We start from the raw sequence: 22,306 nt of genomic DNA on the forward strand, positions 1-22,306 counted from the left end.
ACTGTTCAAGGTCCGATCATGGAAAGCACCCGAGTCACTTCCCGCCCTGCCCTCTGGTTCATGTTCAGCATTGTCCTGGTTGCCCTGAATCTGCGCCCGTCCATGGCCGCTGTCGGACCTTTGCTCTCGGCGATTCGCGTCGACATCCCGCTGAGCTTCAGCCTGGCTTCACTGCTGACCATGTTGCCGGTCATGGCCATGGGACTGGCGATGTTTGTCGGCCTGCGCGTCAGCCAGCGACTCGGCGATCAGCACACGGTGGTGTTCTCGTTGCTGATCATCGGCGCGGCCACGGTTTCGCGGTTGTTCCTTGATTCAGCAGCGGAGTTGATCCTCAGCGCGGTGCTGGCAGGTATCGGGATCGCCCTGATCCAGGCCCTGATGCCAGCGTTGATCAAATCCCGATTCAGCGACCACGTTGCCCTGTGCATGGGGCTCTACGTCACGTCGATCATGGGCGGTGCCGCCATTGCTGCTTCCTTTGCACCGCTGGTGATGCAGGGCACCGGCAGCTGGCGTATGGGCCTGGCGATCTGGGCCGTTCTCACCGTGCTGGCATTGCTGTTCTGGTGCACCCAACGCGCGGGGATGCCGACACTGGATTCAAAGACATCCAGCAACGTTTCGTTCTTCGCCAATTCCCGCGCGTGGTTACTCGCGATCTTCTTTGGCCTGGGCACTGCGTCCTACACCTGTGTTCTGGCCTGGCTGGCGCCGTACTACGTGGAAAAGGGCTGGAGCGAACAGCACGCCGGGTTGCTGCTCGGATTTCTGACCGCCATGGAAGTGCTGTCGGGGCTGCTGACCCCCGTCATCGCCAATCGCAACCGCGACCGCCGCGTCGTGCTGATGGTATTGCTGGCGCTGATCATCGCCGGTTTCAGCGGACTGATTCTGAGCCCGCAGCATTTGAGCCTGATGTGGCCATGCCTGCTGGGGCTGGGCATTGGCGGCCTGTTCCCGATGAGCCTGATTGTATCGCTGGATCACCTGGACAATCCCTTGCGCGCCGGTGGCCTGACTGCGTTCGTTCAAGGCATCGGCTACCTGATTGCCGGCCTGTCGCCGCTGCTGGCCGGGATAATCCGCGACCAGCTCGGCAGCTTCGAATGGGCCTGGTGGTCGCTGACGGCGGTCATGGCGCTAATGATGTTGATGGTTTTGCGCTTCAACCCAAGGCACTACACCCGACACATCCACTGACCCGGAGCCTGCCATGAAAACCACCGGTTTCGCCGTCGCTCACGCCAGCATGCTGCTTTGGGCCTTGTTGATCGCCGCGTCGTTTTCCGCGGCAGCGCAAGTCAGCCAGGCCATCGATCCGATCCTGCTGACCGGTTTGCGCCTGCTGTTTTGCGCCGTGGTATTTCTGCCGCTGTTACTGCTTAAAGGCGATGTCGTCATGACCGCGCGCGGGCTGCTCGGTCATGCCGTGCTCGGCCTGCTGCTGGCGTTGTACTTCGGCTCGCTGTTCGAAGCATTGCGCTACACCTCGGCCGTCAACACCGGGACGATGTTCACGCTGGTGCCGCTGATGACCCTGGCGTTCGAAGCCGTGCTGACACCTGACAGCCGCCTGAAACAACGGATTGTGCCGATGCTGCTTGCCGCTGCCGGGGCGGTCTTGCTGATCATGAAGGGCACCGGCCCCGGCGAGTTGCCATCGCCGTACGCATTGACGGTGTACGGCATCGGATGCCTGGCGATGGCACTCTACGCCCCCCTCAGCCAACGCCTGAAAGCCAATAGCCTCAAGGGGCGCGGGCCGGTGACCATGACGTTTTGGAACATGCTGTTCGGTGCGCTGTTTCTGCTGGTGTTCTGTGGATTCAGTGGCGGTTGGCGCTCAGCATCATTACTGACGCTCAACGACTTCTATTGGCTGTTGTACCTGGCTGTGTTCGCCACGCTGGCGACGTTCTGGCTGCTGCATCGGGCCATCGGTGTGATCGCGCCTTCCTCGGTGATTTCCTACATCTACCTGAGCACGCTGTTCATCACCCTGTTTCACTGGCTTTGGGGGCGCCAGATGCCTCTGCCGCTGGAGTTGGCCGGTGCGGTACTGGTGGGCATCGGCATGTTCGCGCTGCTGATGTCCAGCCGCCGTACAGTGTCGCCGGTAGTCCAGAGCTGACTCGGCCCTGGGAGAAACCTCCTGCAAATCATTCTCCATGCGCCCTCGTTCCGCTAGGATCATTCGCTCACACTTGCGCACAGTCAGCGCAAGGGGCCAGCGAGACAGAACGGATGCTGAACAGTAATTCGCTTAGAAAACTCGATATGCAGGACCTCATGGTGTTCGTCGCCGTGTATGAGCAAAACAGCGTCACCGGCGTATCCGAGAGGCTTTGCGTCAGCCAGTCAACGGTGAGTTACTGCCTGAAAAAACTGCGTTCCAGTTTCGCGGACGAACTGTTCATCAATACCCGTACCGGCGGCATGCAGCCCACCCGCAAGGCCGGCACGATGTACCCTCACGCGCTGAAAATCCTGGAAAGCATCAACCTGTGCCACGCCGGCTCCCTCGCATTCGACCCAGGCCTGCAACCTGTGACCTTCAACATCTGCGCACCGGAATACTTCGAACAGTTGATTCTTCCGCGCTTGTTGAAAACCTTCGACCTCGCCGATCTTCCGGTGATGGTCAATGTGTTCAAATTCGAAGCGGACATCCCTGCCGAAGCGTTGCGCGACGGCAGCCTCGACCTGGTGATGTGCTTCGGCCCGAACTTTCATCGCAGCCACGTCGATTTCAAATCCCGGACGCTGCTCGAAGACGATCTGGTCTGTGTTTTCGATAAACGCGCCACGCCGGCGGAACCACGCCTGAGCCTGCAAACCTATGCCGAACGTCGACACGTGTTCCCGACACCCTGGACGTCTGCCACCAACATGGTCGACGGCTGGCTTGCGCAACAGGCAAGACAACGCCAGATTATTGCGCGCGCCAACAGCTACAGTGCAGCGCTGAAGCTGATCACCGGCACCGACTATGCCCTGACCCTGCCGCGCCGTATCCAGCAACTACTGGCCAGCGCGGACACCTTCAATTACTGCGAAGCACCCGAAGGCTTGCCGGGTTTCACCCTCGATATGCAGTGGAGCCAAGGCGTTGATCAGGACAGCGCCAACACCTGGCTACGAGAGCAAGTGATTCAGGCCTGCGCCGAGCAGGAAACGGCCTGATACTCAGTTGTTGATGGCGGTCTTGCTGTAGGAATCGCGATCGATGTCGAGAATCTCCACGCACAACTGGACTTCAACGCCGCTCGGCCACTCACACAGGTCCTGCACCACCGCCAGCAGGCTTTCAGACAGCTGCTGCTTGATCTGTGCGGATCGACCACTCAACAACGCCAGCTTCACATGCACGAACGCCCGATCAGCCAATGCCGTACCGACCTTGAACGTCTCGACCTTGACTGCGCGGCTCTTGATGTCGAATTCGGCAGCAAACTGACCGGAGGCCACCAACGTATTGTTCAAACGCATCAATGCCACATCGGCATTCAGATCAGTCAGGTTTACGGTGTATTCCATGTGCAGGTGAGGCATGAACGGGTTCCTGGAAGTGGATGGACAGGTCGTACATATAACACAGCGCCGCCAGTCTCATTCGGGCAGCGGCAAAACGGCGCGCTCACTCATGAACGCTTCCAGGCGCGAGCGTAACCAGCGCTCGGCGGGATCGGTATCGACATGACTGAGCCAGACCATGGACAGGTCCAGGGTGGGTGTCTTGATCGGAAAGGGTTCTTTGAACAGCATTCCCGATGCAGCCATCGCCTCGGCGGTGTAGTCCGGCAGGCTGGCAATCAAGTCCGTCCCGGCGAGCAGTGCCGGCAATGAACTGTATTGCGGAACCGAGAGCACCACCTGGCGCGTGCGGCCGATTTCCGCCAGCCACTCGTCGGCATAACCGCTGACGTTGGCGGTATGGGACACCAGCACGTGCGGTCGCGCGCAATATTCATCGAGGGTCAGCAGAGTGTCGGAGGCATCGGCGCGCAAAATGCTGGGCTGGATATGCCGCAACAACTTTCGCTTGGCATTGGCCGGCAAGCCACGGGTCTGGCTGATACCTACAGTGATATCGCCGGACGCCAGCAAGTCGGGAATCCGCCAGTAATCGACATGTTGCACCACAAACACCACGTTGGGCGCTTCCTGGCGCAGGGTTCGCAGCAACGGCGGCAACAGGCCAAACTCGACATCGTCGGACAACCCGATGCGGAACGTCATCGTGCTGCTGGCCGGGTCGAAATCATGGGTCAGGCTCAAGGCCACGGACAAGGAGTCCAGCGCCGGCGACAAGTGCTTGATGATCTCCTCTGCCCGCGCTGTCGGCTCCATGCGATGTCCAACGCGTATGAACAGCGGATCATTGAACATCGCACGCAAGCGGTTGAGGGCGGAGCTGATGGTCGGCTGACCGAGAAACAGCTTCTCCGCCACCCGAGTGACATTACGCTCAAGCATCAATGTTTCGAATACCACCATCAGGTTGATATCCGCCTTGCGAAGTTCGTTGCGATTCATCCACTGCCCCCGATCCCCAAATCTGCTGACAGTTTAGGTAGCTGGCACGACTGCCGTCCATCCAACTCAAGTTCAACAGCCTGATGCCGTTCACGTTTAAGAAAAATGCTGTTCAACGCTTCGTCTTACAACCCCTTCCTTTTTACCTGGAACCCCTGGCAGGCAGCCCGTTAGTCCCTAAGCTCAGCGACGAACAGGGAAAACCACCCTATTCATCCAAAACTTGCGCAATCAAAAGGAGCGGCACCATGGCCAGAGACAAAGCCAAAGACGACAAGCATTTCAATTGCACCCAGGCCCACGAAGCCGACTACGTCGCCAGCCTGTACCCACACGCCAGGGAAGAGGTCAAAACATTCCTCAACTCGGCCTGCAAGGACAAATCCCTGCACAACTCCACCCACAAGGATGTCTACGAACTGATCAAGAGAAAACTGGGCCATTCCCAGCCGTAAGGCGGGTTGAAATGAAGCTGCTCTGAACGAGCAGCTTCCCCTCCCTCAATCTAGATTTCCTTGATCGGGGTCTGATCGCAGGTCCCTTTGATCAAACTGATTGCGTGCACGCAATCGGCCTTGTTGACATAAGCCTCCCCGCTGGCAATCGTTTCATGATTCCCCGCCCTCAACCGCCACCGCCATTGGCCCTTGCCAGTCAGGACGGTGCCGCGGATTTGCCTGTAAATCTCAAAATACATTGCTCGCTCCTTGCGATTGCTGGTGACTGCAGATCAGTGGCCTGCGAAACCAGAGTAGAGGAGGAATTTCCGGGGCGATTGTTTTCAGTGTCAGAGGATATTTCGCAACGGAGACCCTGATTGACTGGGCGCCCAATGGATCCGGGGACAGGTAAATAGAGTGACCTGGACAGGTAATTTTTCCTGGGAACAGGCTTATTTTTCCGACTTCGATGCGATGCCTGATCCGACAAAGTTTCAGATACAGGGGCAAGATACCGGCACCGATAGACCACTGGAAAAAGCATCAGAAACGAAAAAGCCCCGCAGCTTTTCAGCTACGGGGCTTTTTCCATGTAATGGCGGAGAGATAGGGATTCGAACCCTAGGTACCGGTGAAGGTACAACGGATTTCGAATCCGTCCCATTCGGCCACTCTGGCATCTCTCCAACGGCGCGCATCATAACAACACTTTCGCAGGAAGCGAACCCCCTAAGCGAAATATTTCTGTGCTTTCAGATGCTTGCGTCGATTAAAGCGGTACGCCCAGACGATTGGCAACTTCTTCGTAAGCTTCGATGACGTCACCGAGGCCCTGACGGAAGCGGTCCTTGTCCATTTTCTTGCCGGTGGCCTTGTCCCACAGACGGCAGCCGTCCGGGCTGAATTCGTCGCCCAGCACGATGGAACCATCGTGGAACACACCAAATTCCAGCTTGAAGTCGACCAGCAGCAGGCCAGCGTCGTCGAACAGCTTGCTCAGGACTTCGTTGACCTTGAGCGACAGTTCTTTCATGCGAACCAGCTGCTCGGCGGTACCCCAACCAAATGCCACGACGTGGGATTCGTTGATGAACGGGTCGCCCTTGGCGTCGTCCTTCAGGAACAGTTCGAAGGTGTAAGGGTTGAGCTTCATGCCTTCTTCGACACCCAGGCGCTTGACCAGGCTGCCCGCGGCGTAGTTACGCACAACGCACTCGACCGGAATCATGTCGAGCTTCTTCACCAGGCATTCGTTGTCGCCCAGCAATTTGTCGAACTGGGTCGGCACGCCAGCGGCTTCGAGTTTCTGCATGATGAAGGCGTTGAACTTGTTGTTCACCATGCCTTTGCGGTCGAGCTGCTCAATACGCTTGCCGTCGAACGCCGAAGTGTCGTTGCGAAACAGCAGGATCAAACGGTTAGCGTCGTCGGTCTTGTAAACCGATTTGGCTTTGCCGCGGTAGAGTTCTTCACGTTTTTCCATGATGGGCTCCGCTTGCTAAGTAGATGGGCTAGGCGATGTGGCGCCAGTCGAGCCCTGAATCTTGATCGGCCAGTTGCAGCCAGTCCGGGTCGCACCCGAGGGTGTCGACAAAACATTGCCGGGCCAGCTGCGGCAGGTTGTTCTTGCTGCTCAGATGGGCCAGGACCAGGTGTTGCAGGTCTTTCCAGCCCAACTCGGCCACCAGGAATGCCGCCTGATGGTTATTCAAATGTCCCAGTTCACCGCCCACCCGCTGCTTGAGAAAGTACGGGTAATGACCGCGAGCCAGCATGTCACGACAGTGATTGGACTCGATCATCAACGCATCGAGGTCCCGATAGCCGTCCAACACCTTGTCACAATATGAGCCCAGGTCGGTCAACAGGCCAAAGCGCCGCTCACCGTCACTGAAAACATATTGCGTCGGTTCTTGTGCATCGTGGGCCACGGCAATGACACCAACGCTCAAGTCGCCGATTTGCAGCTGTTCGCCGCCAGCCAGAAAGCCTGCGGGTTCAATCGGTTTGCGCATCCCGCGCAAGGTCCCGCGACTGAGGTAGACAGGCAGATTGTAGCGCCGAGACAGCAAACCCACGCCATGCACGTGGTCGGCATGTTCGTGGGTCACGAGTATCGCACTCAGCTGCGCAGGGTTCACACCCAGGCGCAGCAGGCGTTTTTCGGTTTCCCGCAGGGAAAAACCACAATCCACCAGCACGTACGTATCAGCGCTGGCTATCAGCGTGCCGTTCCCTTGACTACCGCTGCCGAGAACGGCGAAACGCATAGGATCAGCCCAGGTTGTCCTGAATCTTGCTCAACACTTTACGCGCCACGTCTGCCGGCGCCACGGTGTTGATGTTTTTCTCGACGGTGACCTGGACGTTCTCGCCAACCTTGCTCAGGCGAACCTGATAACGCTCGGCGCGGGCGTCAAGCTCTTCCTTGCTCGGCGCGCTGCCGAACAGACTGCTGAAGAAGCCCGGCTTGTCGTCTTTCTTCTCGGCTTTTTCGGCCAGGTTGATGTAGTACAGACCCAGACTGCGGTTGATGTCTTCAACGCGCCATTCGCCTTGTTCCAGCGCACGACCGACGCTCGACCAGGCACGATCCAGGTCGGTACCGACGTTCAGCACAGGGTTGCCGCTGCCGTCTTCACTCAGGCTGACACGACTAGGCGCGTCAAAATCACGCGAAGCCAGCATCGAGACCGAACCGCCCTTCTCCGAGATACGGCTCATGCTCGCGAGCATGTCGTCGACCAGTGCCGCGTCCAGGCCAGTGTTGACCGAACGGTTGGTGAAAGCCACGTCAGCTGTACTGCCGGCAGGACGCTCGGCGCTGACCACATAGACTTCACTGGTGTTGCGCTGCACGCCCGGCTCGATGCGCACCCGTACGCGGGTTTCGCTGTCCGTGCTGACGCCGGCCGCGCTCAGGCGCTTGGCCATGGTCGCAGACAGTTCATCGGAATGCTGCCAGGTCGTGGTGAATTCGCCGGTTTGCGGACGCTGTTCATCCAGACGGAAACCGTTGTCCTGGAAGAACTGAACGGCCACAGGCCAGACTTCAGCCGGCGGGTTCTGCGCCAGGATGGAGCTGGAGCCACCGCTCTTCTGCAGGGAGTAGGCACTGGCGTCGGCAGCCGCCGTCAGCGGCTGCGGCCGGGGAACGACGTATTCGCCCTTGGCGGTGTCATCGGCCACGTTGCGCGGGATCGGCAACAGCGGATCCAGACGCTTGGCGGTACGGACATCCGGTGGCATTTGCATCGGTGCAGTCTGTTGCGCTTCCAGGTAATCGCTACCACGGTCACGGAAATAACCTTCCGGGCCCCAGATCCATCCGCAGCCACTGGTGCTGGAGATAATCAAGGCAAGTGCGGAAAGTCCGGCCATTCGCTTCATGCGTTGTACTTCCTCAATTAAACCAGGACGCTGCACTGGCGCAGGGCCGTGCGGAGCGTTTCGTGACAAGGTGCGCTCAGCCAGGTCAACGGCAGGCGAATGCCTTCGTGCATCAGGCCCATTTCAACCAAAGCCCACTTCACCGGAATCGGGTTGGCTTCGATGAACAGGTCCTTGTGCAGCGGCATCAGTTTTTCGTTGATTGCCCGCGCAGTCTCGGCATCACCCTTGAGGGCGGCCTCGCACAGATCGGCCATTTCACGTGGAGCAACGTTGGCGGTGACGGAGATATTGCCCTTGCCGCCCATCAGGATCAGCTCGACGGCGGTCGGATCATCGCCGGAAAGGACGATGAAGTCCTTGCTTACGCCATCGAGAATGGCTTTGGCGCGCTTGAGGTCGCCGGTCGCTTCCTTGATGCCGATGATGTTCGGCACGGTGGACAGGCGGATCACGGTTTCGGCCTGCATGTCGCAGGAGGTGCGGCCGGGAACGTTATAGAGAATCTGCGGGATGTCCACCGCTTCGGCGATGTGCTTGAAGTGCAGGTACAGGCCTTCCTGGGTCGGCTTGTTGTAGTACGGCACTACCAGCAGGCAGGCATCGGCGCCGGCTTCCTTGGCATTACGGGTCAATTCGACGGCTTCGCGGGTCGAGTTGGCGCCGGTACCGGCGATCACCGGAATGCGGCCATTGACCTGTTTGACTACCGCCTTGATGACGGCAATGTGTTCATCGACATCAAGGGTTGCCGATTCGCCGGTGGTGCCGACGGCGACAATGGCATGGGTGCCGTTTTCAAGGTGGAAGTCCACGAGTTTGCTGAGGCTGTCCCAGTCAAGACGACCCTGTGCATCCATGGGTGTGACCAGTGCCACCATACTGCCCGCAATCATGAAACCGCTCCTGCCGGAAAAAGAGAGCCGTAATGGTACTGGCGCCAAGATGCTTGCACAAGCGAAGTACTGTGCTGCCGCCATTCCCCTTGGCGCCGGTTTTCGCTACCCTTCAGACTTTGATCGGTACAGACAAGCTCGTCCGTCGGGTTTCAGCCTCCATTTTCGGCATCACAAGCCCTGTTCCAGCGTTGCCACCTCTCGCTCCCGCCCTGCCGGAGCACGTCGCAACCTGCCGCTCGGGGTTTTCTGAATTCGCATCCGCAGGCTCGCTCCCGGCAAAACACCCCTTCGACGTATCGACCGCTCATCGCTTTAGGAATGCTGCATGTCCACCCCCACAGTTCGCGAACAATTCCTTGTTATCAGTGCCCTCGGCGCCAACCCCATGGAGCTGACCAACGTCCTGTGCCGCGCCAGCCATGAAAACCGCTGCGCCGTGGTCACCTCTCGCCTGACCCGTCATGGCGAATGCAGTGCGCTGGTGCTGGAAATCTCCGGTAGCTGGGATGCCCTGGCACGCCTGGAAGGCAGCCTGCCAGTGCTGGCCAAGCGGCATGCGTTCACGGTCAACGTGGTGCGCAGCGCCGCCCTGGAAAACCGTCCCCAGGCCCTGCCGTACGTCGCTTATGTCAGCTCGGCCTACCGCTCGGACATCATCAACGAGCTGTGTCAGTTCTTCATGGACCACAATGTCGAACTGGAAAACCTGACCTGCGACACCTATCAGGCTCCGCAGACCGGCGGCACCATGCTCAATGCCACGTTTACCGTGACCTTGCCGCCTGGCGTGCAGATCAGCTGGCTGCGCGATCAGTTCCTGGATTTTGCCGACGCGCTGAACCTTGATGCCCTGATCGAACCCTGGCGCCCACAGAACCCAATGTAAGGAAGCTTTCATGGCCGTTGCCATCGACCAACCGGTTGCCGATTTCGAAGCCCCCGCCACCAACGGGCAGACCGTCAGCCTCGCCGGCCTGAAAGGCAAGCAGGTGGTGATCTACTTTTACCCCAAGGACAGCACGCCGGGTTGCACGACAGAGGGGCAAGGCTTTCGTGATCAGTATGCTGCGTTCAAGGCCGCCAATACCGAAGTGTTCGGCGTGTCTCGCGACAGCCTGAAATCCCACGAGAACTTCAAGTGCAAGCAAGAGTTCCCCTTTGAGCTGATCAGCGACAAGGACGAAGCCATCTGCCAGCTGTTCGACGTGATCAAGCTGAAAAAGCTCTACGGCAAGGAATACATGGGCGTGGATCGCAGCACGTTCCTGATCGACGACAAAGGCGTGCTGCGTCAGGAATGGCGCGGCGTGAAGGTACCGGGGCATGTGGATGCGGTTCTGGCTGCTGCTCTGGCCCTCAATAACGCCTGAATTATCTGACGCCTGTCAGGACGCCTTCGCGAGCAAGCCCGCTCCCACATTTTGGACCGTGTTCGCCTGAACAACTCGGTCAACTGTGGGAGCGGGCTTGCTCGCGAAGAGGCCATCAGCCTCACCGAAGAATTAAAGCAACGGCGCGACTTCCGGTTCCTTGCGCGGCCAGGCATCCAGTACGGCTTTGAACAGCGTCGCCAGGGGAATCGCAAAGAATACGCCCCAGAACCCCCACAATCCGCCAAACAGCAGCACCGCGCAGATGATCGCCACCGGGTGCAGGTTGACCGCCTCCGAGAACAGCAATGGCACCAGCACGTTGCCATCCAGCGTCTGAATGATCCCGTAAACCGCCATCAGATAAATGAACTGATCGCTCCAGCCCCACTGAAACAGAGCAATCAGAAACACGGGCACTGTCACCACCACGGCGCCGACATAAGGCACCACCACCGAAATCCCCACCAGCAATGCCAGCAGCGCCGCGTAGTTGAGCTCAAGAACAACAAAGGCAATGTAGGTCACACCACCGCAAATGAAGATTTCAATGACCTTGCCGCGAATGTAATTGGCGATCTGCCGGTTCATTTCATGCGCGACCCGGGTGATCAACGCCCGCTCACGGGGCAGGTAACCACGCACCCACTGGCCGATCATGGCCCGATCCTTGAGGAAGAAAAACACCAGGATCGGCACCAGCACCAGGTAGATCATGATGTTCACAAGCAATGGCAGGCTCGACAGCGAGAACGTCAGTGCCCACTGACCAAACTTGCCGATTTCGCCCCGCGCCACTTCGATGGCTTGCAGCACTTGCTCATCAGACACCAGATGCGGATAGCGCTCGGGCAGCAGCAGCAATAGCGACTGCCACTTGGCGAGCATGCCGGGCAACTCGTTGAACAGCGTGATCAGTTGATGCCAGAGCAATGGCACGACAACCACGATGAATACGAGCAGCACCCCCATGAACAACGCAAAGACCAACCCCACCGCGACCCCGCCCGGCACCCGCAGGCGCTCGAGGGTCACAACCAACCCCTGCATCAGGTATGCCAGCACCATCCCGGCGAGCACCGGCGCCAGCATACCGCCCAGGGTCAGCACGGCGGTGAACGCCAGAAACAGCAGGACAGCCAACACCACTGCTTCTTCATCGGAGAAATAGCGCTGAATCCAGTCGCGTAACACTTTGAACATCAATAATCCTTAGGAGCAAACGCAGCCGATTTCAGGCTTTTTTCAACCAGTAGCGGTAAACACCCGCGTCTTCTTCTTCACGAAGCAGGGTATGACCGGCCAATCGGGCAAAGGTGCGAAAGTCACGCTGCGAACCTGCATCGGTGGCGATGACCTTGAGTACCGCACCACTGGTCAGCCGGTTGAGCTCCATCTTGGCCTTGAGCAATGGCAACGGACAATTCAGGCCACTGGCGTCCAGTTCAACGTCATGCTCTACAGCGTCGGTCATTGCATCACTCCGGATCAGGTGGTTGAGTTGCCTAGAATATCTGGTCGCAACGCTGGTGTCCGGCTACAGTAAGGTCTTTGTCGACTAAGGCTTTGTGCATGACATTTTTGCGCCCCACCCTGCTGACGCTCGCTTGCCTGCTCGCCTCACCGGGCTTCGCCGACGACCTGCCGTCACTCGGCGACGCCAGTTCTGCCATTGTCTCGCCACAACAGGAGTACCAGCTCGGCCGCGCCTGGCTGGCCATGTTGCGCAGTCAGGTTTCGCAGCTCAACGATCCGCAACTCAAGGATTACGTGGAATCCAGCGTTTACCGACTGGTGGAGACCAGCCAGGTCACTGACCGGCGCCTGGAATTCATCCTGATCAACAGCCCGCAGCTCAACGCCTTTGCGGCGCCCGGCGGTATTGTCGGGGTTAACGGTGGCTTGTTCCTGAATGCCCAGACCGAGGGCGAATACGCTTCGGTACTGGCGCACGAATTGGCTCACTTGTCGCAGCGCCACTTTGCCCGGGGCGTCGAAGCGCAAAAACGCATGCAAGTGCCGATGATGGCGGCATTGCTGGCCGGGATCGTGGTTGCAGCCGCCGGCGCCGGTGACGCCGGGATCGCGGCCATTGCCGGCACACAGGCAGCGGCCATTCAGGAACAGCGGCGATTCTCTCGCCAGAACGAGCAAGAAGCCGACCGTATCGGCATTCTCAATCTGGAAAAGGCCGGTTACGACCCCCGGTCGATGCCCACGATGTTCGAGCGCCTGATGCGTCAGTACCGCTACGATGCCAAGCCACCGGAATTCCTGCTGACTCACCCGGTCACCGAATCGCGTATCGCCGACACCCGCAACCGCGCCGAACTGGCGCCACAAGGCGGCATCGAAGACAGCATGCGTTATCAACTGATTCGCGCACGCGTCCAACTGACCTATGAAGAAACCCCGGGGCTCGGTGCCAAGCGCTTTCGCGCCCTGCTCGACGAGAACCCGAAAAACGACGTAGCACGCTACGGCCTGGCGATTGCCCAGATCAAGGGCGGCCAACTGAACGAAGCCCGGGAAAACCTCAAGCTGCTGCTGGCCAAGTCACCCAACGAAATCATTTACAACCTGGCTCAGGTCGATCTGGACATCACCAACAATCGCCTGCCGGACGCACAGTCCCGGGTTGACCGGTTGATGACCCAGTATCCTGGCAACTATCCACTGAATCAGGTGCGCGTCGACCTGCTGCTCAAGCAGAACCGCGCTGCGGATGCGGAGAAGGCCCTGGAAGGCCTGCTCAAATCACGCCCGGATGATCCGGACGTGTGGTATCAGGTTGCCGAGACGCGTGGCCTGTCGGGCAATATCATCGGTCTGCATCAGGCTCGCGCCGAATATTTTGCGCTGGTCGGGGACTACAAACAGGCTATCCAGCAACTGGACTTCGCCAAACGCAAGGCAGGCAGCAACTTCCCGCTGTCTTCGCGGATCGACGCGCGGCAACGCGAGCTGATGGAACAGGAGCGCATGATCAAGGACATGATGGGCTGACGCCCCCCCCCCGGAGACAAAAAAATCCGGACAAAAAAAACCGCCTCTTTCGAGGCGGTTTTTTTTATTCAACCAACAACCGGATTATTCAGCCAGTTTGAAGGTGATGAAGCTCGCACGCCCCTGACGCAGAACCCGCATCGACACCGAGCGGTTCTTTGGCAACGCCTTGGCGATGTCCGCGAACTCCTTGGTGGAACCGATCGCCTGGTTGTTCAGGTGGGTGATCACATCACCCGGCTGCAAGCCGATCATGGCGGCAGGACCGTCCTGGACTTCCTTGATTACCACACCACCTTTGAGGTCGTAGGTTTTCTTCTGGTCGTCGGTCAGCTCGACCACGGAAACACCGAGGCGATTGCTGCTGCGCTCGATGCTGGATTTCGGCTCGGCGCCCAGCTCTTTACCTTCTTCCGGAATGGCACCAACGGTCAGCTCGACATTCTTGCGCTTGCCGTCACGAATGACTTCCAGATTGGCCTTGGAACCAGCCTTCAACGCGCCAACGAGGTGCGGCAAGTCGGCCGACATAACGATTGGCTGACCATTCATGCTCAGGATCACGTCGCCCACTTGCAGGCCACCCTTGGCAGCCGGGCCATCATCCTGGATCTGGGCAACCAGCGCACCCGCCGGTTTCTCCAGACCGAACGACTCAGCCAGATCCTTGCTCACTTCCTGAATCACGACACCCAGCCAGCCACGGCTGACTTTGCCACCGGATTTCAGCTGGTTGGAAACATCCATGGCCACGTCGATCGGGATTGCAAACGACACACCCATGAAGCCACCGGAGCGGGTATAAATCTGCGAGTTGATCCCGACCACCTCACCGTTCAGGTTGAACAGCGGGCCGCCCGAGTTACCCGGGTTGATCGGCACGTCGGTCTGGATGAACGGCACATAGTTTTCGTTCGGCAGACTGCGACCGACGGCGCTGACGATGCCTTGGGTCACCGTGTGGTCAAAGCCAAATGGCGAACCGATCGCGACAACCCATTGGCCGGCCTTCAGGTCCTGGGATTTACCGAGCTTCAACACCGGTAGATCCTTGCCTTCGATTTTCAGCAGCGCCACATCGGAACGTGGATCGGTACCGACCAGCTTGGCTTTCATTTCGCTACGATCAGCCAGGCGGACGAGGATTTCGTCAGCATCGGCGATCACGTGGTTGTTGGTCAGGATATAGCCATCGGAAGAGATGATGAAACCCGAGCCCAGGGAGGTTGCCTCGCGTTGACGGTCACGAGGTGAACGCGATTGTGGCGGCATGCCCCGTTCGAAGAATTCGCGCAGCATCGGCGGCAAGCCTTCGAGATCAGGCATCTGCTGGCTGACTTTGCGATCCGGCAGCTTTTGCGTGGTACTGATGTTCACAACGGCAGGCGAGGCCTGCTCGACCAATTGCGTAAAGTCAGGCAATTCGACCGCTTGGGCGGTGACCGCCTGCCCGAGCACCAGCACGGTGGCAATAATGGAAAGGTAAGACTTCAAACGTGGTATCGACATACGGCTCCCGTTACGACGAGCATGGTTAAGCGATATGGAGCAAGGAACACCGGGAACAATACGCCGGTATTTTTGTTCCGGGAACAACAAACAAGGCCAGAGCCGAGGGGCTCTGACCTATAAGAAATTTTTGGGGTATTTGCAAACTGAAATGCTCACGAAACATTTCGAATTCAGCTCACTGCTTGGTAGCAGCGGCGTCGGTGCGCATCGAAAGTGCTATCCGTTCAGCGGTACCGACGGGTATCTCGCCGACAACGGTCACCATCATGTCGCCCTGTGCCGTAGCCAGGCGTCGGGAAACCGCAACGGTTGGCCCCAACTGAGTGCGGGTATCGGTGACGGTTGCGCCGTTCAAAGGCTCCAGAAACACCGAAAAACGCGCCAGGCCATCGTCATACAGCAGGCTGTTGACCTGGGTTTTGGTTTCCGGATCCTTGCGTGCTGTACTGCTGGTCAGCTCGAAACCGGGTGGTAGCCAGTCCGAATGCCAGACCTGTGCGGCTTTGACTGCGGAAGCCTTGTCGCCTTCGAGATTGACTGCCTTGCAATCATTACTGGCCTGCAAGTCGTTTTCGGAAGGAACGTCAGCGGTATCCAGTTGCGTGAACTGGAAGCGCTCCAACAATCGCCCCTTGTCGTCCAATAGCAAAGACTTCAGGGGCAGACCAGTTTCTTTATCCAGATGCAGTTCAAATCCGTAACGGTGCTGATCGCGAGGCGTCAGTGAAACGATCACTGCCGCACGACCGGCCACACGCGACTTGCCGACGACAGCAAGGTCATACCAGTTCTTTAGCTTTTGTGGATCGAGGGCACGAGCTGCGGAGTTTGGCGAATCCCCCAGCCCTGCTATCAGGGTGCCGCTGACGCATTGAGTATGCCCATCAATGCGTACGACTTCCTGCGCTGAGCCGTCGAGCTGGATCAATCGCTCGCGGACCTTTCCATCCTGGACGCGGTGCCAGATGTTATGGGTAGAAAAACTACCGTTACGCTCGTAGACGAAAGTACCCTGAAAGCTTTGCTGTTGCTCTGCCTGGCCCAGGCGGGTCAACCAGTCCTGGGCTTCATCGGCTTGGGCTGGAACGATGAACCAGCCGCTGAGCAGAAGCGAAAGTAGAGGTATGGCGCGCATGATCCTCCTTAACGGTTTTCCAGACTTGCGGCACGAGCGTAAGGCAGAGCGCTCTCAGTACCTTTCAGTGCAGCCTGTTGTGCATGTTGGCGCAAGTAACCTGGCAGACGCTGATCGTGCCAGCCTGGCTGACCTTGCAAAACGCCGTTGGCCATTGGGCCAGTAGCTTCCGAACTCTCATTGTAGCCTGCCAGAACAGCCGGGCCTTTTACTTGAGGAACGGCCAATCCGGGTTGACTGGATTGCTGGGCCAATTCGACACCGGCGATCTCGTCCTGGTTGTACAGACGCACACCGGCCAGCACCGCCAGGGTCACGGAAGCTGCGACCGCCAGACGACCCAGGCTGCGCCATGGACCGCGGGAAGCTTTTGCCGGTACGGCTTCGTCAGCCAAAGCCGCAGAAACAGCCGCCGCGATGTCCAGACGTGGAAGCAGCAGATCCTTGTGCATTACTGCCCGAGCGATCTGATAACGAGCCCAGGTATCACGGGTTTCAACATCGTCACAGGCATTCAATACCCGACGCAATTCCAATTCGTCCGCTTCGTTATCCATCACTGCGGACAGCGATTCCTGCAGGGCTTCACGACTCATGGCGTTCCTCTCTTGGCTGTCGCCGCTGTCTTTAGTTTTCCTGCAACAACGGCTGCAGGGCTTTGTCGATGGCCTCCCGGGCGCGGAAAATCCGGGAGCGCACGGTGCCTACCGGACATTGCATGACGCTCGCAATGTCCTCGTAACTCAGACCATCAAACTCACGTAAAGTTAAAGCCGTACGCAAATCTTCCGGCAGTTGCTGAATGGTTCGATGGACGGTGCCTTCGATCTCATCCCGCAGCAAAGCCCGTTCTGGCGACTCGAGATCCTTGAGGCCATGATCGCCATCGTAGAACTCTGCATCCTCGGAACTGACATCGCTATCCGGCGGCCGACGGCCGCGTGAAACCAGATAGTTTTTCGCCGTGTTGATGGCGATGCGGTAAAGCCACGTATAAAACGCACTGTCTCCGCGAAAATTTCCAAGTGCACGGTACGCCTTGATAAAGGCTTCTTGTGCCACATCCTGGGCTTCATGGGTGTCGTGCACGAAACGCACGATCAACCCGAGAATTTTGTGCTGGTATTTCAGCACTAGCAGATCGAAAGCACGCTTGTCGCCGCGCTGAACGCGTTCGACCAGTTGCTGATCCTCTTCCTGGGTTAGCATGAACACTCCTCGATGAGCTCGGAGGAGGCTTGCAGAACTAAACGACCAGACTTGCAAACATAGACTCGGGCTTTTCGCAAAAGTTCTCCCCCTCCAGGCAAGTTTCCTGCGGGCTCTGATTTGGCACGCACGAAAAGCGCAGCACGAGTTGACCCGGCTGCGCGGATAATCTTGTCATCGGATTCTTCAGCAAGGATGGAACTGCAATCCCCCACTGAAGCCGACACTGTCCCTTGTTTCAGGCAACCGTCTATTGATCTTGGCCCTTTGGCAAAAGTTCCAAATATTTATAGCCGTGCCAACCCGACATTGTGCAACCGTGAAGGGAAAAAGACTGTTAAATCGGCGATACAGTCATTCTCGCGCCCAACGGGCAGAAAAACATCCGACGAAGCGACCGATGTTTTGCGTCACAGTAGTTTCACAATGCCATGCTGGCTCGGGTATTGTGCCGCTCCCCCCCTCTATATACTAGTAGGCGGTGCGGCTGCCTCGACTCGCCAGTCCAGCTGCACCACCCCCGACCCGGGTCGCTTTGAGCGGAATCCTGAAATGAGCCAACAGTTTCAACACGATGTTCTGGTAATTGGCAGCGGTGCTGCCGGCTTGAGCCTTGCGCTGACCTTGCCCGGTCATTTGCGCATTGCCGTATTGAGCAAGGGCAACCTCGCCAATGGCTCGACTTTCTGGGCCCAGGGTGGCGTTGCTGCCGTGCTGGATGACACCGATACCGTTGAATCCCATGTCGATGACACACTCAATGCCGGCGGCGGCCTGTGCCATGAGGACGCCGTGCGCTTTACCGTCGAGCACAGCAAGGAAGCGATTCAATGGTTGATCGACCAAGGCGTGCCCTTTACCCGCGATGAACAGTCGAGTAATGAAGATGGCGGGTTTGAGTTCCATCTGACCCGCGAGGGCGGTCACAGCCATCGGCGCATCATCCACGCCGCCGACGCCACGGGCGCTGCCATTTTCACAACCCTGCTCGACCAGGCCAGGAAACGGCCGAACATCGAATTGCTGGAACAACGGGTTGCGGTTGACCTGATCACGGAAAAACGTCTGGGACTCGAAGGTGATCGCTGCCTCGGCGCTTATGTGCTCAATCGCGGCACCGGCGAAGTCGACACTTACGGCGCGCGTTTTGTGATCCTCGCCTCAGGTGGCGCGGCCAAGGTTTACCTTTACACCAGTAACCCTGACGGCGCCTGCGGCGACGGCATCGCCATGGCCTGGCGCTCGGGCTGCCGGGTGGCGAACCTGGAGTTCAACCAGTTCCACCCCACATGCCTGTATCACCCGCAAGCCAAGAGTTTCCTGATCACCGAAGCCCTGCGAGGCGAAGGTGCCCACCTGAAGCTGCCGAACGGCGAGCGCTTCATGCAGCGCTTCGATCCACGGGCCGAGCTGGCGCCACGAGACATCGTCGCCCGGGCCATCGACCATGAAATGAAGCGCCTGGGCATCGATTGCGTCTATCTGGACATCAGCCACAAGCCCGAAGCCTTCATCAAGACGCACTTCCCGACGGTGTACGAACGCTGCCTGGAATTTTCCATCGATATCACCAGGCAACCGATTCCGGTGGTACCGGCGGCGCACTACACCTGCGGCGGCGTGATGGTCGACCAACAGGGCCGCACCGATGTGCCGGGGCTCTATGCCATTGGCGAAACCAGTTTCACCGGCCTGCATGGCGCCAACCGCATGGCCAGCAACTCGCTGCTGGAATGCTTCGTTTATGCCCGCTCGGCGGCGGCAGACATTCTCGAACAACTGCCCCGCGTTTCGATGCCAGCCCCCCTTCCCGCCTGGGATGCGAGCCAGGTCACCGATTCCGATGAAGACGTGATCATTGCGCACAACTGGGATGAGTTGCGGCGATTCATGTGGGACTACGTTGGCATCGTGCGCACCAACAAGCGCCTGCAACGGGCGCAACACCGCGTACAACTGCTGCTGGATGAAATCGACGAGTTCTATAGCAACTACAAGGTCAGCCGGGATTTGATCGAGCTGCGCAACCTGGCCCAAGTGGCCGAGCTGATGATTCTGTCAGCCATGGAGCGCAAGGAAAGCCGTGGCCTGCATTACACCCTCGACTATCCGAACATGTTGCCGGTCGCGCTGGACACTATTCTGGTGCCGCCCACCTACGTCGGCTGAATTTGAGCCGGACCCGCAGGCGTCGGTGCACATCCGCCGCCTGCGAATCCCGGGGCACGCAAATGGCCCTGACCCGGCGCTCGCCACGCAGACGAAAACGCAATACCACAATCAACGGCAGCGCCAGGCTGTCCGGCCTTAGTTGCACGGGCTGCCAACCTTTGGCCCGACTCCACAACTGCCAGCCATCGGCATCGCGCCGCAATCCGCAAAATGCCTGCGGGTGCGTCAACAGGATCTGCCGGGGCAACAGCCAAACTGCATGAGCCACGCACAGCACAACGCCGAGCGAGCTGGCCCAGACCGGAATTGACAGTAAAAACAGCGAACCCAACGCGAACAGTTGGGCGAAAAGATATGCCGCCAGCAACTGCCGTGAGGCATGCCAGCGGCATTCGAACGAATTACTTGGGCTGGACACGGTCCAGGATCATGCGAACCATGCGTTGCAGTTCAGGATCTTCGGATTCGCTGCGTTCCATGAACCAGCCGAACATGTCCTGATCTTCGCATTCGAGCAACCTGACGTAGCAGGCGCGATCAACCTCGTTGAGGTGCGGGTAAACCTCTTTCACAAACGGCACAAGCAACACGTCAAGCTCAAGCATGCCGCGGCGGCTGTGCCAGTAGAGGCGGTTCAGTTCAACATCTTCGACCATGGAGCGCTCCTCAAATAGGCCGCAAGTATACAGGCCCGCGCCCCGTCGAACAGTCGGCTTTGGTCGGGCACCGATGATCCTTTGTGAACTACCCATTTCGAAGGCGCCCCCTTATGATGTCCGCCAGACTCTTTACCCTGCGATGACCCATGGCCGATTCTGCTTTTTTCTGCACTCTTTCTCATGAAGGTGTTCTCGCGGTTCGCGGCGCGGACGCCAGCAAGTTCCTGCAAGGCCAACTGACCTGCAACCTCAACTACCTGAGCGATTCCCGGGCCAGCCTCGGTGCGCGCTGCACGCAAAAAGGCCGGATGCAATCGAGCTTCCGCATCCTGCTCGAAGGGGACGGCGTGGTCCTGGCCATGGCCACCGAATTGCTCGAACCGCAACTGGCGGACCTGAAAAAATACGCGGTGTTTTCCAAGTCGAAACTGACCGACGAAAGTGCCGCCTGGATCCGCTTCGGCGTGGACCATGGCGACGCCGCACTGGCCAGCCTCGGTCTGGACCTGCCGGCAGAAACCGACAGCGTCGTGCGCAACGATGGGCTGATCGCCATCCGCGTCTCGCCTGAACGCGCCGAATTGTGGGTCGCCGCAGGTCTTGCCGATGCGGTCAAAGGCAAGCTATCGGCGGTGCTGAGCGAAGGCGATCTGAATCAATGGCTGCTGGGCCAGATCCGCGCCGGGATCGGCCAGGTCATGCCCGGCACACGCGAGTTGTTCATCCCGCAGATGCTCAACCTGCAAGCGGTCGGTGGCGTGAGCTTCAAGAAAGGTTGCTACACCGGGCAGGAAATCGTCGCGCGGATGCAGTACCTGGGCAAACTCAAGCGCCGCTTGTATCGCCTGCAACTGGCTGTCGGCGAACTGCCTGAACCAGGTATCCCGCTGTTTTCCCCGAGCCACGGCAGCTCCATCGGTGAAGTGGTGCTGGCTGCCCGCAGCGGGCAAAACATTGAGCTCCTGGCTGTGTTGCAAGCCGAAGCAGCAGAAAGTGGAGACATCCACCTGGGCGCGCTCGAAGGGCCGTCCTTGCAGCTGCTCGACCTGCCTTATGAACTGGACCGCGATCGCGAAATCCAGCAATAACGGCAGCACTTGGCGCGACACCTAGAGAGACTAAATGAGCGAGCTGGCGGAAAAGGTCCAACAGGATTTGGTTGAGGCCATCAATAACGATGACCTGGTTCTGCCAACGTTACCGGAAGTGGCCCTGCAAATTCGCAAGGCCGCAGAAAATCCGGAAGTCAGCGTCAGTACCCTGAGCAAAGTGATCGGCCGTGATACCGCGCTGTCGGCACGCCTGATCAAAGTGGTCAACAGCCCACTATTGCGCGCAACCCAGGAAGTGACCGATCTGCATACTGCGATCACCCGCCTGGGCATCAACTACAGCTGTAATCTGGCGATCGGCCTGGTCATGGAGCAGATTTTCCATGCCCGCTCCGACGTGGTGGAACAGAAGATGCGCGATGTCTGGCGCAAAAGCCTGGAAATCGCCGGCGTCAGCTACGCCTTGTGCCGCCGCTACACCCGACTCAAGCCCGATCAGGCAGCCCTTGGCGGGCTGGTGCATCAGATCGGCGTGCTGCCGATCCTGACTTACGCCGAAGATCACTATGAGCTGCTGTCCGACCCGGTCAGCCTCAATCATGTGATCGACCAGATTCATCCGCTGATCGGCGAAAAACTGCTCAGGGTCTGGGACTTTCCCGACATGCTGGTGCAAGTGCCGCAGCTATACCTGAACTTCAAACGCCAGTCTGCACAGGTCGATTATGTGGACCTGGTGCAGGTGGCCAGTCTGTATTGCCACAAAGACACCGACCATCTGATCTCGCGCATCGATCCCTTCAGCGTACCCGCTTTCGTCAAGCTCGGGATCGATCCGGACAACAAGGAAATGTGTGCCGATCTGGAAGAAACGCGCTCGATGTTTTACTGATCAAAGACCGCGTTGCCCCCCTTCGCGAGCA

Annotated in this window: 25 protein-coding genes and 1 tRNA gene; 10 read left to right on the top strand and 16 right to left on the bottom strand. The window is 58.6% G+C overall.

Translation table 11 applies throughout. The features are described from left to right. Positions 1-18 precede the first annotated feature (18 nt). From AC07XF_RS18070 to AC07XF_RS18080, 3 genes are all read left to right on the top strand, one after another. A complete protein-coding gene (locus tag AC07XF_RS18070) occupies positions 19-1,203 on the top strand; it encodes a cyanate transporter (RefSeq protein ID WP_495027506.1) in 1,185 nt (394 codons plus the stop codon). Between the two features lie 13 nt (positions 1,204-1,216). Then, positions 1,217-2,134 (top strand): DMT family transporter, encoded by a 918-nt coding sequence (locus AC07XF_RS18075; protein WP_495027507.1) that lies wholly within the window; start codon positions 1,217-1,219, stop codon positions 2,132-2,134. A 113-nt stretch (positions 2,135-2,247) separates the two neighbouring features. Beyond that, positions 2,248-3,186, top strand: a complete 939-nt coding sequence (locus AC07XF_RS18080; RefSeq protein WP_495027508.1) for a LysR family transcriptional regulator — start codon at positions 2,248-2,250, stop codon at positions 3,184-3,186. 3 nt (positions 3,187-3,189) lie between these two features. On the opposite strand, the gene AC07XF_RS18085 is transcribed toward AC07XF_RS18080, so the two are convergent. Then, a complete protein-coding gene (locus AC07XF_RS18085; RefSeq protein WP_495027509.1) occupies positions 3,190-3,555 on the bottom strand; it encodes a 5-carboxymethyl-2-hydroxymuconate Delta-isomerase in 366 nt (121 codons plus the stop codon). Between the two features lie 57 nt (positions 3,556-3,612). Next, positions 3,613-4,539, bottom strand: a complete 927-nt coding sequence (locus AC07XF_RS18090; RefSeq protein ID WP_495027510.1) for a LysR substrate-binding domain-containing protein — start codon at positions 4,537-4,539, stop codon at positions 3,613-3,615. Positions 4,540-4,787: 248 nt separating this feature from the next. On the opposite strand from AC07XF_RS18090, the gene AC07XF_RS18095 reads away from it, so the two are divergent. Beyond that, on the top strand, positions 4,788-4,994 hold the full coding sequence (locus AC07XF_RS18095; protein ID WP_495027511.1) for a hypothetical protein: 207 nt from the start codon (positions 4,788-4,790) through the stop codon (positions 4,992-4,994). 50 nt (positions 4,995-5,044) lie between these two features. Here the strand turns inward: AC07XF_RS18095 and AC07XF_RS18100 are convergent, their stop codons facing one another. The 6 genes from AC07XF_RS18100 to dapA all read right to left on the bottom strand — a co-directional run bounded on the left by AC07XF_RS18100 (position 5,045) and on the right by dapA (position 9,265). Then, entirely contained in the window at positions 5,045-5,236 is a 192-nt protein-coding gene (locus AC07XF_RS18100) for a YegP family protein (protein WP_495027512.1), read from the bottom strand. 339 nt (positions 5,237-5,575) lie between these two features. Beyond that, a tRNA-Ser gene (locus AC07XF_RS18105) sits at positions 5,576-5,665 on the bottom strand. 83 nt (positions 5,666-5,748) lie between these two features. Next, positions 5,749-6,462 (bottom strand): phosphoribosylaminoimidazolesuccinocarboxamide synthase, encoded by a 714-nt coding sequence (purC, locus tag AC07XF_RS18110; protein WP_007944067.1) that lies wholly within the window; start codon positions 6,460-6,462, stop codon positions 5,749-5,751. A 28-nt stretch (positions 6,463-6,490) separates the two neighbouring features. Further along, positions 6,491-7,249, bottom strand: a complete 759-nt coding sequence (locus AC07XF_RS18115) for an MBL fold metallo-hydrolase (protein ID WP_495027513.1) — start codon at positions 7,247-7,249, stop codon at positions 6,491-6,493. A gap of 4 nt (positions 7,250-7,253) precedes the next feature. Beyond that, positions 7,254-8,369: an NlpB/DapX family lipoprotein gene (gene bamC / locus AC07XF_RS18120; RefSeq protein ID WP_495027514.1), complete on the bottom strand. Its 1,116-nt coding sequence runs from the start codon at positions 8,367-8,369 to the stop codon at positions 7,254-7,256. 17 nt (positions 8,370-8,386) lie between these two features. Then, positions 8,387-9,265, bottom strand: a complete 879-nt coding sequence (dapA, locus tag AC07XF_RS18125; protein ID WP_007979774.1) for a 4-hydroxy-tetrahydrodipicolinate synthase — start codon at positions 9,263-9,265, stop codon at positions 8,387-8,389. Between the two features lie 328 nt (positions 9,266-9,593). Between dapA and AC07XF_RS18130 the strand changes: the two genes are divergently transcribed. Both AC07XF_RS18130 and AC07XF_RS18135 read left to right on the top strand, forming a co-directional pair. Then, on the top strand, positions 9,594-10,154 hold the full coding sequence (locus AC07XF_RS18130; protein WP_007984753.1) for a glycine cleavage system transcriptional repressor: 561 nt from the start codon (positions 9,594-9,596) through the stop codon (positions 10,152-10,154). Positions 10,155-10,164: 10 nt separating this feature from the next. After that, complete coding sequence (locus AC07XF_RS18135; protein ID WP_495027515.1) at positions 10,165-10,638, top strand: peroxiredoxin; 474 nt, start codon at positions 10,165-10,167, stop codon at positions 10,636-10,638. A 132-nt stretch (positions 10,639-10,770) separates the two neighbouring features. Here AC07XF_RS18135 and AC07XF_RS18140 read toward each other — a convergent pair whose 3' ends face one another. Together AC07XF_RS18140 and AC07XF_RS18145 are read right to left on the bottom strand one after the other, a co-directional pair. Next, positions 10,771-11,841, bottom strand: coding sequence for an AI-2E family transporter (locus tag AC07XF_RS18140; protein WP_495027516.1), 1,071 nt, complete (start codon positions 11,839-11,841; stop codon positions 10,771-10,773). Positions 11,842-11,872: 31 nt separating this feature from the next. Continuing rightward, complete coding sequence (locus tag AC07XF_RS18145) at positions 11,873-12,112, bottom strand: sulfurtransferase TusA family protein (protein WP_008023781.1); 240 nt, start codon at positions 12,110-12,112, stop codon at positions 11,873-11,875. 98 nt (positions 12,113-12,210) lie between these two features. On the opposite strand from AC07XF_RS18145, the gene AC07XF_RS18150 reads away from it, so the two are divergent. Further along, positions 12,211-13,644 carry a M48 family metalloprotease gene (locus tag AC07XF_RS18150; RefSeq protein ID WP_495027517.1) on the top strand — a complete coding sequence of 478 codons (1,434 nt, stop codon included), beginning with the start codon at positions 12,211-12,213 and terminating at the stop codon, positions 13,642-13,644. Between the two features lie 84 nt (positions 13,645-13,728). Here the strand turns inward: AC07XF_RS18150 and AC07XF_RS18155 are convergent, their stop codons facing one another. From AC07XF_RS18155 to rpoE, 4 genes are all read right to left on the bottom strand, one after another. After that, positions 13,729-15,153, bottom strand: a complete 1,425-nt coding sequence (locus tag AC07XF_RS18155; RefSeq protein WP_495027518.1) for a DegQ family serine endoprotease — start codon at positions 15,151-15,153, stop codon at positions 13,729-13,731. Between the two features lie 178 nt (positions 15,154-15,331). Beyond that, on the bottom strand, positions 15,332-16,291 hold the full coding sequence (locus AC07XF_RS18160) for a MucB/RseB C-terminal domain-containing protein (RefSeq protein WP_495027519.1): 960 nt from the start codon (positions 16,289-16,291) through the stop codon (positions 15,332-15,334). Positions 16,292-16,299: 8 nt separating this feature from the next. Beyond that, the gene (locus tag AC07XF_RS18165) at positions 16,300-16,887 is read right to left on the bottom strand and encodes a sigma-E factor negative regulatory protein (RefSeq protein ID WP_495027520.1); all 588 of its coding nucleotides are present in this window, start codon (positions 16,885-16,887) and stop codon (positions 16,300-16,302) included. 31 nt (positions 16,888-16,918) lie between these two features. Next, a complete protein-coding gene (rpoE, locus tag AC07XF_RS18170) occupies positions 16,919-17,500 on the bottom strand; it encodes an RNA polymerase sigma factor RpoE/AlgU (protein WP_003172477.1) in 582 nt (193 codons plus the stop codon). 552 nt (positions 17,501-18,052) lie between these two features. Between rpoE and nadB the strand changes: the two genes are divergently transcribed. After that, the gene (nadB, locus tag AC07XF_RS18175; protein ID WP_495027521.1) at positions 18,053-19,669 is read left to right on the top strand and encodes an L-aspartate oxidase; all 1,617 of its coding nucleotides are present in this window, start codon (positions 18,053-18,055) and stop codon (positions 19,667-19,669) included. On the opposite strand, the gene AC07XF_RS18180 is transcribed toward nadB, so the two are convergent. Continuing rightward, positions 19,638-20,090, bottom strand: coding sequence for a protein YgfX (locus tag AC07XF_RS18180; RefSeq protein WP_495027522.1), 453 nt, complete (start codon positions 20,088-20,090; stop codon positions 19,638-19,640). The two genes, nadB and AC07XF_RS18180, sit on opposite strands and share 32 nt — an antisense overlap. Further along, positions 20,074-20,328 (bottom strand): FAD assembly factor SdhE, encoded by a 255-nt coding sequence (locus AC07XF_RS18185; RefSeq protein WP_003184348.1) that lies wholly within the window; start codon positions 20,326-20,328, stop codon positions 20,074-20,076. Before AC07XF_RS18185 ends, AC07XF_RS18180 begins: the two co-directional genes overlap by 17 nt. 149 nt (positions 20,329-20,477) lie before the next feature. On the opposite strand from AC07XF_RS18185, the gene ygfZ reads away from it, so the two are divergent. Together ygfZ and AC07XF_RS18195 are read left to right on the top strand one after the other, a co-directional pair. Next, complete coding sequence (ygfZ, locus tag AC07XF_RS18190; RefSeq protein ID WP_495027523.1) at positions 20,478-21,419, top strand: CAF17-like 4Fe-4S cluster assembly/insertion protein YgfZ; 942 nt, start codon at positions 20,478-20,480, stop codon at positions 21,417-21,419. A gap of 34 nt (positions 21,420-21,453) precedes the next feature. Continuing rightward, positions 21,454-22,275 (top strand): HDOD domain-containing protein, encoded by an 822-nt coding sequence (locus AC07XF_RS18195; protein ID WP_495027524.1) that lies wholly within the window; start codon positions 21,454-21,456, stop codon positions 22,273-22,275. The last annotated feature ends 31 nt before the right edge of the window (positions 22,276-22,306 follow it).

It is taken from the genome of Pseudomonas sp. GW821-FHT01C01 (assembly GCF_059422645.1).